Raw genomic sequence first — 13,785 nt, 5'->3', positions numbered from 1 at the left:
CTCAAAAAAGGTAGGGTTTGGTGTTACCATGAAGATTATTGTACAAAAATTTGGCGGGACATCTGTAAAGGATGAGAAAAGCCGAAAACATGCTCAAAGACATATTGAAAAAGCTTTAGCGGATGGCTATAAAGTGGTAGTAGTGGTTTCTGCGATGGGGAGAAAGGGAGATCCCTATGCGACTGACACACTCCTATCATTAATTGGCGGGAACTTGAGCAAAATCTCAAAAAGGGAACATGATTTATTATTGTCCTGCGGAGAGGTAATTTCGAGCATTGTATTTACGAATATGCTATTGGAAAGCGGTATAAATGCTGCAGCCTTAACAGGGGCACAAGCAGGGTTCAAGACTAATAATGACCACACCAATGCAAAAATAAACGAAATGAAATGCGACCGTCTCTTAAGAGAATTAGAAAATAACGATGTTGTTGTGGTTGCCGGCTTCCAAGGTGCCGCTAAAAATGGGGATGTAACGACCATTGGCAGAGGCGGAAGTGATACTTCAGCAGCGGCTCTTGGTGCTGCCCTAAATGCTGAATGGATTGATATATTTACTGATGTAGAAGGGATCATGACAGCAGACCCGCGCATCGCTGAAAATGCACGTCCACTTTCTGTTGTCACCTATACAGAGGTTTGTAATATGGCCTATCAGGGTGCAAAGGTAATCCATCCAAGAGCAGTTGAAATTGCGATGCAGGCAAAAGTGCCAATTCGGATTCGTTCAACCTATACTGATACATTGGGTACGTTGGTGACCACGTTAAATAAAGATAATCGCGGCAGTGACATAAGTGAACGGACTGTTACGGGGATCGCCCATGTCTCGAATGTTACTCAAATAAAGGTGTTTGCAAAGAAAGATCAATATTACTTGCAGGCAGAAGTCTTTAAAGCAATGGCCAATGAAAAAATTAGTGTTGATTTTATCAATATCTCGCCAAATGGCGTTGTTTATACGGTTACAGATGAAATGACGGATCTTGCCATCAAGGTATTAAAAGAAATGGGTCATGACCCGCAAGTGGAGCGTCATTGTGCCAAGGTATCCGTTGTTGGGGCAGGAATAGCAGGCGTTCCGGGGGTTACTTCCAAAATCGTAACGGCATTATCCGATCAAGGAATTCGAATTTTACAATCTGCAGACAGCCATACTACAATTTGGGTTTTAGTTAAACAAGATGACTTAGTTAAATCAGTAAATGCATTACATGATGCCTTTCAATTAGAAGAAGAGTCCCTTGAATTTAAACTTTCGGATTTATAATTTCTTACTAGGGGTTTGAAAGGAGAAAGAAAATGGTTCATTTTGGGCGATTGTCCACGGCAATGGTTACTCCTTTTGATAATAAAGGGCATATAGATTTTGCTAAAACTACACAATTAGTTAATTATTTAATTGAAAATGGTACAGAATCACTTGTAATAGCTGGTACTACTGGTGAATCACCTACTCTGTCAAAAGAGGAAAAATTGGCGCTGTTTGCTCATGTGGTAAAGGCGGTTAATAAACGTGTTCCGGTAATTGCCGGTACAGGAAGCAATAATACCTATGCTTCAGTGGAATTAACTAAAAAAGCAGAGCAGCTTGGTGTTGATGGTATTATGGTGGTTGCACCGTATTATAATAAACCCAATCAAGAAGGCTTATATCAGCATTTTAAAACAGTTGCTGATGCGACTTCCCTGCCCGTTATGGTCTATAATATTCCTGGAAGGTCAGTTGTAAATATTCTTCCTGAGACAATTATACGTCTTGCACAAATATCTAATATTGTTGCAGTGAAGGAAGCAAGCGGCAATTTAAATGCCATTACACACATTATTGCTAACACGGATGATGATTTTCTCTTATATAGCGGTGATGATGCCATAACACTTCCTGTTCTTGCTATAGGAGGTACAGGTGTAGTCTCGGTTGCTTCACATGTAATCGGAAATGAAATGCAAGAAATGATTGCAGCGTTCTTTGAAGGCGAAAATAAAAAAGCTGCCAAACTTCATCAAGAATTGCTGCCAATCATGCAAGGGCTATTTGCCGCTCCTAGTCCTGCTCCTGTTAAAACAGCGTTGCAGCTAAAAGGATTGGACGTCGGATCTGTACGACTGCCGCTAGTGGGATTAACAGAACAAGAACGAGCAACATTAATTTCAATCTTAAAGAATAAATAACTTTTTTAAGCCAGCCGGAAGATGAGTTCGGTTGGCTTTTCTTTTTAGAAATCAAGTGAAAGCGCCTAGGAAAAAATGAACTGCATTTTTTCCTGTTCAAGAAGCTTTCGCTTTTTTATGTTGTAAAGGTTTTCTAATTTCAAGTATAATAATCATAACTGATTTCGATCGGGTCAACTCAGCATAGGAGGAAACGGAACGTGATAAAGAAAAAAAATAACTCCATCAAGTTTATAACACTTGGTGGTATTGGAGAAATCGGAAAGAATATGTATCTCGTTGAAGTAGATACGGACATATTCATAATTGATGCCGGCTTGATGTTCCCCGAGGAAGAAATGCTTGGCATTGATATGGTAATTCCTGATATTACATACTTAAAGGAAAATAAAGATCGGGTAAAAGCAATCTTTTTAACACATGGACATGAAGACCATATCGGCGCACTTTCCTATGTTCTAAGACAAATCGACGTACCGGTTTATGGCACAAAACTAACTTTAGCTCTTGCAAATGCGAAATTGAAAGAGCAAGACTATAATGGAAAAGCAAATTTCATTGAGGTGGATTCAAATTCAATCGTAGATTTAGATTCGGTTAATGTAAGCTTTTTCAGGACTAATCACAGTATCCCTGATTCGGTTGGTGTATGTATCCATACATCTGAAGGTATTATCGTTTATACAGGTGATTTTAAATTTGACCAAGCCGCCACTAAGCTGTATAAGCCGGAGATTGGAAAAATGGCTTCCATCGGGGAACAGGGTGTACTTTGCTTAATGTCTGATAGTACAGAAGCAGAAAAACCTGGTTATACTACTTCTGAAGCCATTGTTGAGCGGGAAATGTCCAATGCCTTTTATAATGCTCCAGGAAGAATTATTGCAGCCTGCTATGCCTCGGATATTAATCGAATGCAGCATATTTTTGATGCTGCTTCAGAAAACAAGCGCAAAGTTGCGGTGGTTGGCAAAAGTCTTGAACGAATTTATCATATCGCCCTCGATTTAGGGTATTTAGAGGTTGCAGAGGATTTAATCATTCCCATCCAAGAAATAAAGAATTACCCTGATCGTGAGATTGTTGTTCTGATGACAGGAAGCCAGGGCGAACCAATCGAAGCCCTGCAAAAAATGGCCAAGCAAGCTCATAAGCTAGTGAACATAGAACCTGGTGATACGGTACTTATCGCGGCATCCCCGCTTCGCGGAAGTGAAGTGTTTTTATTTAAAACGGTGGATATGCTGTTCAGAGCGGGAGCAAATGTCATCTCCGGCAAACGGACAATACATGTTTCGAGTCACGGCAGTCAAGAAGAATTGAAGTTTATGATTAACCTAATGCAGCCAAAATTCTTTATTCCTGTTCATGGGGAATATCGAATGTTAAAGGCTCACCGAAAATTGGCGCTCGATTGTGGCCTTAAAGATGAACAAATTTTAATCCCGGACCGTGGGGATATAGTTGAATTGAAGGAAGAAAAACTAGCGATCACTGGGAAGGTTCCATCCGGGAATGTACTGATCGACGGAATTGGTGTTGGCGATGTAGGAAACATTGTACTGCGCGACCGAAAACTATTATCACAAGATGGCATTCTAATCGTCGTTGTAACCTTAACAAAACAAGAAAAGAAAATAGCAGCAGGACCTGAAATCATTTCAAGAGGTTTTGTTTATGTCCGTGAATCGGAAAAATTGATGGAGGAATCTACAAATTTAGTCCGTGATATTGTCGAAAGAAATATTGCAAAGGACACCTTTGAATGGGCCAGCCTTAAGCAGGAAATAAGAGATGACTTAAATCGTTCTTTATTTGAAAAAACCAAAAGACGCCCAATGATTCTGCCAATCATAATGGAAGTATAATAAATGCAAATCATAAAGGTACTGGGAAACCAGTGCCTTTTTCGATGTGAAATTTCAATGGCATGATTTTGTATAGGTGGTAAATACTAAAAGATATCATGCTTGAAGGGAGTATTAGGATGAATAATAACTTTCAAAAAAATGAAAATGGCAGCGGGGAAGGTACAGAGCCTCAAAAAGAGGAAAAAACTACTTCTCCTTTAATAGAGAAAATACAACAGCTGGGTCAGACAAATGTTCCCCAACTCTCAACGGATTCAAAAATACATTGTTTGACCATTATCGGGCAAATTGAGGGGCATTTGGCTCTTCCGCCGCAAAACAAGACTACGAAATACGAGCATCTGATACCACAACTCGTAGCAATTGAACAAAATCCTAAAATTGAAGGAGTTCTTATCATATTAAATACTGTTGGAGGAGATGTGGAGGCAGGACTGGCTATTTCTGAAATGCTGGCAACTCTTTCAAAACCTACAGTTTCAATAGTTTTAGGTGGAGGGCATTCAATAGGGGTGCCAATTGCCGTTTCCTGTGATTATTCTTTTATTGCTGAAACGGCGACAATGACCATCCATCCAATCAGGCTGACAGGATTAGTCATAGGCGTCCCGCAAACGTTTGAGTATTTGGATAAAATGCAGGAACGCGTTGTTAACTTTGTGACAAAGCATTCAAAAATTAAAGAGGAAACTTTTAAAGATTTAATGTTTGCAAAGGGAAACCTAACTAGAGACATCGGAACAAATGTTATTGGCGTCGACGCTGTAAAAAGTGGATTAATTGATGAAGTGGGCGGACTTGGACAGGCAATGAAGAAATTAAACGAAATGATTGATATGAATAAAGAAAAAAGCGAAGGGTTGATTCAATGATCTTATACACGATGATGCCGCAGGAACTTATTTTTCCCAATGAAACAGAACCGTTCCAGAAGCAGCAGATGATCACTTATCAAGGAATCCCGCTTTTAGTAGAATTTTCGGATCAACAAAATGTCCAGGTTGTTCGCATTTTAAGCAGTGACCCACAGCACTATTTAGATGAGACAATATGCCCTGGTTCAAAAATTTCTTTTGCCAGCCTTGAAGGATTGTCCGCTTTCTAAAGAAGTTATGGTATAATCAGGTTAAATAGACAAGAGCAGCCAATCAGGCTGCTTTCTTCCTTTTTACCGTTCTAAATATTCCATAATTAATATACAGGGTGATCAGATGGCTAAAAAAAAGAGAAGACAACCTAAAAGAAGAGATAATCAAATTAAACGGACACTTCAATATGAATTATCGGCATTAGCCCTATTAGCGTTAGCGATCATTTCGATTGCAAAGCTGGGAGCAGTTGGAAAATCTACCGTCCTCTTTTTCCGATTCTGGATGGGTGAATGGTATATGCTTGGTTTAATCGGATTAGTTTTATTAAGCATTTATTTAATGTGGAAACGGCAGCTTCCTTTTTTCTTCCATATAAAATTAGTGGGGAGCTATTTTATTATTTCAGCTCTCTTGCTCTTAAGTCATGTAACCCTTTTTCATTTGTTAACGAATGATGGGAAATTTAATGATCCAAGTGTCATTAGTAACACATGGGAATTATTTAAGATGGACTTAAAAGGTGAAACGAGTACAACCGATCTCGGAGGCGGAATTTTAGGAGCTATTTTATTTGCATTATTTCACTACTTATTCGCAGAAACCGGTACAAAAATTATCGCTTTTATCTTTATATTAATCGGATTTATTTTATTGACCGGTAAATCCTTTGGCGATTTTGTCGGAAAAATGATGGTTACTTTGTTTGGTTTTACAAAAAATCAATGGGAAGCTTTTACAACGGATATGTCTGAGTGGAAGCAAAAACAACAAGAGCGCCGGAACGAGAGGAAGTCACAACGACAGCAGCAACGAGAAAATCCTCAAACCCAAAGTCAGCCTCTAATAAGTGAACAGCCTAATTCTGCAGAAGAAGAAACGATCATTCCAGAACCAATTATATCTAGTTTTGCTGACCGGGCATATGTCGAAGAGGAAACGATTCATAGAAATCCCAAAGAGACTAAAAGAAAAACAACAGCATCAAAAGAAGACGATGATGACAATTCTCCGCCAATAACCTTCACAGAAGTCGAAAATGCAGCTTATGAACTGCCTCCTTTACGACTTCTTAAACATCCGAAGAAGACCGATCAAAGCGGAGAATATGAACTCATTCACGCAAACGCAGCAAAGCTTGAACGAACCTTCCAAAGCTTTGGAGTTAAAGCACGTGTAACCCAAGTACATTTAGGTCCTGCTGTAACGAAATATGAAGTTCATCCAGATGTAGGGGTTAAAGTAAGTAAAATTGTCAGTCTGAGTGATGACTTAGCATTAGCCCTCGCTGCAAAGGACATTCGAATTGAAGCGCCAATTCCAGGTAAATCAGCCATAGGAATTGAAGTGCCAAATTCAGAAGTAGCGATGGTATCCCTTAGGGAAGTACTTGAGGCAACCCAAAACGACAAGCCAGAAGCGAAATTGCTGATTGGCTTGGGCAGAGATATTACAGGAGAAGCGGTCCTTGCTGAATTAAACAAAATGCCCCACATGCTTGTTGCCGGAGCAACCGGAAGTGGAAAAAGTGTTTGTATCAATGGAATTATCACCAGTATTTTGATGCGTGCTAAGCCACATGAAGTCAAATTAATGATGATTGACCCAAAAATGGTTGAATTAAATGTATATAATGGAATTCCTCATTTACTTGCTCCTGTTGTGACGGATGCTAAAAAAGCGTCTCAGGCATTAAAGAAGGTAGTAAGTGAAATGGAACGAAGATATGAACTATTCTCCTATACGGGAACTCGAAACATTGAAGGATATAATGACCATGTTAAAAGGCATAACCTTGAAGAGAATGATAAACAACCGCTATTACCGTATATTGTTGTCATCGTAGATGAGTTGGCCGATTTAATGATGGTAGCATCGAACGATGTAGAGGATTCGATTACCCGGCTTGCTCAGATGGCACGTGCGGCAGGTATTCATTTAATCATTGCTACCCAAAGACCTTCGGTTGATGTCATTACAGGGGTAATCAAAGCAAATATTCCTTCAAGAATTGCTTTTGCCGTTTCGAGCAGCACAGATTCAAGAACGATCTTAGATATGGGAGGGGCTGAAAAGCTTCTCGGCAGAGGGGATATGCTGTTTTTGCCAGTGGGTGCTTCAAAGCCTGTTCGTGTGCAGGGGGCATTCCTATCGGATCAAGAGGTTGAAGAAACCGTTGAATTTGTCATATCACAGCAAAAGGCACAATACCAAGAAGAAATGATTCCAGATGATATTCCGGAGGTAACAGGTGCCGTTGAAGACGAATTATATGATGAAGCAGTTGAATTAATTGTTGATATGCAAACAGCATCTGTATCAATGCTGCAGCGTCGTTTTCGCATAGGATATACTCGAGCTGCCCGCCTAATAGATGAGATGGAAGCAAGGGGCATTGTAGGTCCTTATGAAGGAAGTAAACCAAGGGCTGTTTTGCAGTCAAAACCTAAAGAGGAACAGAGTTCTTAAAAAAGGGCCCCAGGGCTCTTTTTTTTATATTAGTTTCAGAAATATTTAATACTATAGTTGTAGATGTATTTTCCTTTGGTCTATGAAAAATCTCCTACCCTTTCCCTAAAAATTTCCTATTATTAAATGGAAGATATTTATTATATCAGATTTCTTCCCGTGTTTTCAGGTGAAATTGTGACATTTTAAATCTTCATGCCTTTTTTCGACAAAATTTTGAATATCTATTTATTTATCACTTGAAAAATGGTAATATAAACTTCGATTAGTAGGAATGATATCAGAGGTCTGATGTCTTAGGAAAAGAGCTGGAGGAAACAGCAATGTCTATTAAGTCAGATAACCGGCATTTATACTTGCAAGTGATCGATCGTTTAAAGCAGGATATTGAACGAGGGGAATATAAAGAAAAAGAAAAATTACCCTCTGAATTTGATCTTGCGAAACAACTTGGTGTAAGCAGGGCGACCCTCAGGGAAGCACTACGCATCCTTGAAGAGGAAAACGTTATAATTAGGCGCCATGGGGTTGGCACTTTTGTTAATGCAAAGCCATTGTTTACCTCAGGGATTGAACAACTTAATAGTGTCACTGACATGATTAAACAGGCTGGTATGAAACCTGGAACGATTTTCTTAAGTTCATCAACACAGGGTCCAACCGAAGAGGATATTCGTAGGTTTTCATGTTCTGCTGACGAGGAAATGGTCGTGATAGAAAGGGTCAGGACGGCAAATGGGAAACCTGTTGTTTATTGTATCGACAAAGTACCTGAACGTATTTTGCCAGACACCTTTTCCCATGGTGAAGAATCTCTTTTCAACATATTGGAGGGAGAGGCAAATCGCAGGATTACATATGCGGTTGCCAAAATCGAGCCAATCGGATATCACGAACGAATTTCTCCTATTCTAGAATGTGATCCGGAAACAGCATTGTTGGTTTTAAAACAAATGCATTTCGATGAAATGGATGAACCTATCCTATTTTCGGTAAACTATTTTAAAGCTGATAAGTTTAGTTTTCATGTCTTAAGAAAAAGAACTTAAAAATTTTTTACAGGATCATGAAAACGCAAACAGTCTTGCTTTTCGGACATTTCTACTAAAAACCAATCAAAAATTTCTTAGGGGGTACAATACCTTGAAAATGCGTAAAGTTGGAATGGCGCTATCATTAGTTCTTGCTGCTGGAACACTTTTAGGTGCTTGTGGAAAAAGTGATAATAACAAAGGTACCGAAACATCTAAAGGTGGAGAAAAGACAAAGAAATTCTCTGTAGCAATGGTTACTGACGTCGGCGGTGTCGATGACAAATCCTTTAACCAATCTGCATGGGAAGGTCTTCAAAAATTCGGTCAAGACAACGGAATGAAAAAAGGTAAGGGCGGCTATGATTACCTTCAATCCAAATCAGACGCAGATTACTCTACAAACTTAAACACTCTTGTACGTCAAGATTTCGATTTAGTATACGGAATCGGCTTCTTAATGCAGTCTGCAGTTGAAGAAATCGCGAAACAGCAAAAGAATGCACAGTTCGCCATCATCGATGCTGAAGTTAAACAACCAAATGTTGCGAGCGTACTTTTCAAAGAGCAAGAAGCAGCATTCCTTGCTGGTGTAGCAGCTGCACTTCAAACAAAATCTAACCACATCGGTTTCATCGGTGGTATGGAAATCCCTGTAATTGAACGTTTTGAATCTGGCTTCTTAGCTGGTGTAAAGGCAGCTAAACCAGAGGTTAAAGTGGATGTTCAGTATTCTGGTGCATTTGATAAAGCGGAACTTGGACAATCCATCGCATCTAAAATGTATTCTTCTGGTGCGGATGTAATTTTCCACGCAGCTGGCGCTACTGGAAACGGATTATTCAAAGAAGCAGTTGACCGTAAGGCCAAAGACCCTAGCAAAGAAATTTGGGCCATTGGTGTAGACCGTGACCAAAACGACATGGGTCCAGATGTAGTTCTTACTTCAGCTCTTAAGCGTGTAGACGTAGCGGTGCAAGACCTTTCTAAGAAGGCTATGGACGGCAAATTCCCTGGCGGTGAAATCGCACTTTACGGTATGGCTGAGGATGGTGTAGGCTTAGCTCCAATCAACAGCAAAGCTTCCAACAAAGATGCTATTGAAGCAGCCATCAAAGATTGGTCTGAAAAAATTAAATCAGGTGCTGTAAAAGTTCCTGGAACTCGTGATGAATTAAAGAATTTTAGCGCAAAATAATTGACATAAAGGAATAAGTGGGATAAAAACCTCCTGCTTATTCCTTCTTAATGAAAATCCTAACTGAAGTGTAGAATGATATTCTACTTTTCATTTAAGATTTTATGGGGGAGAATTTCCCTGTTTTTTTAAAACATTTGAAAGGTCTGACCTCTTACTACTCTTGGTCGAAATTTCCTTTTACCTTTATCACAGGGAGTGAGAAAAAATGGAATATGTAATTGAGATGCTTAACATCCGTAAAGAGTTTGGCGGCTTCGTTGCGAATGATAACATTACCCTTCAATTGAAAAAGGGAGAAATTCATGCTTTACTCGGTGAAAATGGAGCGGGTAAATCCACTTTAATGAACGTCCTCTTTGGACTTTATCAGCCAGAACAAGGTGAAATCCGAGTAAAAGGTAATCCAGTTAACATTACCAATCCTAATATCGCGAATGATTTAGGGATTGGAATGGTGCACCAGCACTTTATGCTTGTGGATACCTTTACCGTTACCGAAAATATTATCCTTGGACGGGAAGTTACAACTGCCGGCCGAATTGATATTAAAAAAGCAGAACAAGAAGTACGGCAAATTTCTGAACGATATGGATTAGCGGTGGATCCGCAAGCCAAAATCTCTGATATTACTGTTGGTATGCAGCAAAGGGTTGAGATTTTAAAAACCCTATATCGTGGTGCGGAAATTGTCATTTTTGACGAGCCATCCGCTGTATTAACTCCTCAGGAAATCAAAGAATTAATGCAAATCATGAAAACGCTTATAAAGGAAGGAAAATCCATCATTCTCATTACCCATAAGTTAAAAGAGATCATGGAGGTAGCAGATCGCTGTACCGTTATTCGTAAAGGTAAAGGGATTGGAACGGTAAATGTAAGTGAAACAAATCCTAATGAACTCGCAAGTCTTATGGTAGGGCGTGAGGTTGTCTTTAAAACGGAAAAGAAAGAAGCAGCACCAAAACAAAATGTTCTAGAAGTGAATGATTTAGTCGTGAAGGATACCCGCGGGGTATCAATCGTTAACGGCTTAACACTTGACGTTAGAGCTGGAGAAATTGTCGGAATTGCAGGGGTTGATGGAAATGGTCAATCAGAATTAATTGAGGCCATTACTGGACTGCGCAAATCAGAAAGTGGCAGCGTCAAGTTAAATGGAAAAGAATTATTGAATCTGACACCGAGAAAAATTACCGAATCTGGTGTTGGTCACATTCCTCAAGACCGTCATAAACATGGACTAGTTTTAAATTATCCAATTGGCGAGAACATAGTTTTACAGAATTATTATAAAAAGCCATATTCCAAAAATGGAGTTCTTAACTTCCGAGAAATATATAAACAAGCTAAGAAAATTATTAGTGAATTTGACGTTCGAACACCAAGTGAATATACCTTAGCACGTGCTCTTTCAGGAGGAAACCAGCAAAAAGCGATCATAGGACGTGAAGTGGACCGCAATCCAGACTTGCTAATTGCTGCACAGCCAACCCGGGGCTTGGATGTTGGTGCAATCGAATTTATTCACAAACGTTTAATTGAACAGCGGGATAATGGAAAAGCAGTCTTGCTGCTATCCTTTGAATTAGACGAAATTATGAATGTCAGCGACCGGATTGCCGTTATATACGAGGGGAAAATCGTAGCTGTTGTTAATCCAAAAGAAACAACTGAACAAGAATTAGGATTATTGATGGCTGGATCGAATAGAAAGGAAGCGGGTGAAGGAACGCATGTCTAAACGCTTAACAGGCATTTTAACGCCAATTATTGCAGTTTTATTGGGTATTATTGTCGGAACGATTATTATGCTAGCAAGCGGGTATAATCCCGTAGACGCCTACACCGCATTATGGAATGGGGCATTTGGAGAAACCTATTATATCGGGGAAGTAATCAGACAATTCACACCATACATTTTAGCTGGTTTAGCGGTAGCATTTGCTTTCCGTGTAGGCTTATTTAATATCGGGGTTGAGGGACAATTTATTGTAGGCTGGCTGGCTTCCGTATGGGTCGGTGTATCGTTTGATCTTCCGCGTGTTATCCATTTGCCGCTTGCTATTTTAGCAGCGATGGTTGCGGGAGCACTTTGGGCCTTTATTCCTGGCTTTTTAAAAGCACGTTTCCGTGTTCATGAAGTAATTGTGACAATCATGATGAACTATGTGGCTCTTCATACAACCAACTATATTATTAGAAACGTACTTGCTGCAAAAAGCGGTGACAAAACGGAACAAATTCATGAGTCCGCATCACTGCGTTCAGAATTTCTTCAAAGTATTACGGATTACTCTCGTCTTCATTGGGGAATTGTTATTGCAATTGTTTGTTGTATTATTATGTGGTTTTTACTTGAAAGAACAACAAGAGGTTTTGAACTAAGAGCTGTTGGATTTAACCAGCATGCAGCACATTACGCAGGGATGAGTGTTAATAAAAATATTATACTTTCCATGTTAATTTCAGGTGCCTTTGCAGGCCTTGCAGGTGCAATGGAAGGGCTGGGCACGTTCGGCTATGCTGCAGTTAAAGGCGGCTTTACCGGTGTCGGCTTTGAAGGAATTGCTGTTGCTCTATTAGGGGCTAACACATCTCTTGGTGTATTTTTCTCCGCTATCTTATTCGGGATTTTAGAGGTTGGGGCTTTGAACATGCCTCTCGAAGCAGGTGTACCAAATGAACTTGTAAGTATCATTATTGCCTTAATTGTATTCTTCGTAGCATCAAGCTACATCATAAGAATCTTTCTTGATCGATTCAGTAAAAAGGAGGTGAAGTAAGTTGAGTTTAATGGATATCTTAATGATTGTTGTTCCATCCACGTTGTTGTGGGCAGCTCCACTTGTCTTCACTGCATTAGGCGGAATTTTCTCGGAGCGTTCAGGGGTAGTTAATATTGGACTTGAAGGTTTAATGGTAATCGGAGCTTTTTCATCGATTGTTTTTAACTTAACCTTTGTAGATACCTTCGGCAGTGCAACTCCTTGGATTGCTTTAATCGTAGCCATGGCAGCAGGTGCGGTATTTTCCTTATTTCATGCCGTTGCATCAATCACATTCCGTGCTGACCATACAGTTTCGGGTGTTGCGATTAACTTACTTGCAACAGGACTTACCCTGTTCTTGGTCAAATTAATTTATGATAAAGGTGAGACTGGCATTATCAGCCAAGGCTTCAGAAAGATAGATATCCCGATCTTAAAGGATATCCCTGTTATCGGAAAAATCTTTTTCCAAAATACGTATTGGACATCTTTTTTAGCAATAATTGTTGCCATCATTGTATGGTATATCGTATTTAAAACTCCATTCGGTCTTCGTCTTCGTTCAGTCGGTGAACACCCAATGGCAGCAGACACAATGGGAATCAACGTTACTAAAATGCGCTATCTTGGCGTTATCCTTTCTGGAGCTCTCGGCGGAATTGGCGGTGCTGTATATGCACAATCCATTACTTCAAACTTCAGTCACTCCACGATTAGTGGTCAGGGTTTCATGGCGCTCGCCGCAATGATTTTTGGTAAATGGCATCCGCTTGGTGCGCTTGGTGCGGCATTATTCTTTGGCTTCGCACAAAGTATTAGTATCATCGGTTCAAGTTTGCCATTCCTAAAAGAAATTCCAAATGTATATTTGTTAATTGCTCCGTACGTGTTAACCATCTTAGCATTAACAGGATTCATCGGTCGTGCCGATGCACCAAAAGCAGTTGGTACACACTATATTAAAGGAAGCCGTTAAAACAAATTCAAACCCACAGTTCCATGTGAACTGTGGGTTTATTTTTTTTATAAAGAAGTTTAATGAAATTCTTAGTTTTGAAACGCGTTTGATTGGAGCGGAAGGCGCGAGACTCCTCGAAAATGCTATCGCATTTCCTTCGTGCGTGGGCGGATTCGAGGATGCAATTCAATGTCCTGCGGGAGGACGGGTCCGGGGAGACC

11 protein-coding genes are annotated in these 13,785 nt (G+C 39.9%); all 11 read left to right on the top strand.

From position 1 onward, the window contains the following. Positions 1-28 precede the first annotated feature (28 nt). The 11 genes from dapG to PH210_RS00760 all read left to right on the top strand — a co-directional run bounded on the left by dapG (position 29) and on the right by PH210_RS00760 (position 13,582). Complete coding sequence (gene dapG / locus PH210_RS00810; protein ID WP_289982259.1) at positions 29-1,273, top strand: aspartate kinase; 1,245 nt, start codon at positions 29-31, stop codon at positions 1,271-1,273. A 32-nt stretch (positions 1,274-1,305) separates the two neighbouring features. Next, positions 1,306-2,178 (top strand): 4-hydroxy-tetrahydrodipicolinate synthase, encoded by an 873-nt coding sequence (gene dapA / locus PH210_RS00805; protein ID WP_289982258.1) that lies wholly within the window; start codon positions 1,306-1,308, stop codon positions 2,176-2,178. A 200-nt stretch (positions 2,179-2,378) separates the two neighbouring features. Continuing rightward, on the top strand, positions 2,379-4,046 hold the full coding sequence (locus PH210_RS00800; protein ID WP_289982257.1) for a ribonuclease J: 1,668 nt from the start codon (positions 2,379-2,381) through the stop codon (positions 4,044-4,046). Positions 4,047-4,165: 119 nt separating this feature from the next. Continuing rightward, positions 4,166-4,921, top strand: a complete 756-nt coding sequence (locus tag PH210_RS00795; RefSeq protein ID WP_289982256.1) for a ClpP family protease — start codon at positions 4,166-4,168, stop codon at positions 4,919-4,921. Next, a complete protein-coding gene (locus PH210_RS00790; RefSeq protein WP_289982255.1) occupies positions 4,918-5,154 on the top strand; it encodes a YlzJ-like family protein in 237 nt (78 codons plus the stop codon). The genes PH210_RS00795 and PH210_RS00790 overlap by 4 nt, the downstream gene beginning before the upstream one ends. 106 nt (positions 5,155-5,260) lie before the next feature. After that, positions 5,261-7,606 (top strand): DNA translocase FtsK, encoded by a 2,346-nt coding sequence (locus PH210_RS00785; RefSeq protein ID WP_289982254.1) that lies wholly within the window; start codon positions 5,261-5,263, stop codon positions 7,604-7,606. 323 nt (positions 7,607-7,929) lie between these two features. Beyond that, on the top strand, positions 7,930-8,655 hold the full coding sequence (locus tag PH210_RS00780; protein ID WP_289982253.1) for a GntR family transcriptional regulator: 726 nt from the start codon (positions 7,930-7,932) through the stop codon (positions 8,653-8,655). Between the two features lie 94 nt (positions 8,656-8,749). Beyond that, the gene (locus PH210_RS00775; protein ID WP_289982252.1) at positions 8,750-9,835 is read left to right on the top strand and encodes a BMP family lipoprotein; all 1,086 of its coding nucleotides are present in this window, start codon (positions 8,750-8,752) and stop codon (positions 9,833-9,835) included. Between the two features lie 208 nt (positions 9,836-10,043). Beyond that, entirely contained in the window at positions 10,044-11,579 is a 1,536-nt protein-coding gene (locus PH210_RS00770; protein ID WP_289982251.1) for an ABC transporter ATP-binding protein, read from the top strand. Continuing rightward, positions 11,572-12,621 (top strand): ABC transporter permease, encoded by a 1,050-nt coding sequence (locus PH210_RS00765; RefSeq protein ID WP_289982250.1) that lies wholly within the window; start codon positions 11,572-11,574, stop codon positions 12,619-12,621. The genes PH210_RS00770 and PH210_RS00765 overlap by 8 nt, the downstream gene beginning before the upstream one ends. Position 12,622: 1 nt before the next feature. Then, the gene (locus PH210_RS00760; RefSeq protein ID WP_289982249.1) at positions 12,623-13,582 is read left to right on the top strand and encodes an ABC transporter permease; all 960 of its coding nucleotides are present in this window, start codon (positions 12,623-12,625) and stop codon (positions 13,580-13,582) included. The last annotated feature ends 203 nt before the right edge of the window (positions 13,583-13,785 follow it).

The sequence above is a fragment of the Paenibacillus sp. BSR1-1 genome (genome assembly GCF_030403775.1).
Taxonomy (GTDB): Bacteria; Bacillota; Bacilli; order Bacillales; family Cytobacillaceae; genus Neobacillus.
The sequence above is the reverse complement of the archived record's forward strand: the minus strand, read 5'-3'. Positions and strand labels throughout refer to the sequence as shown.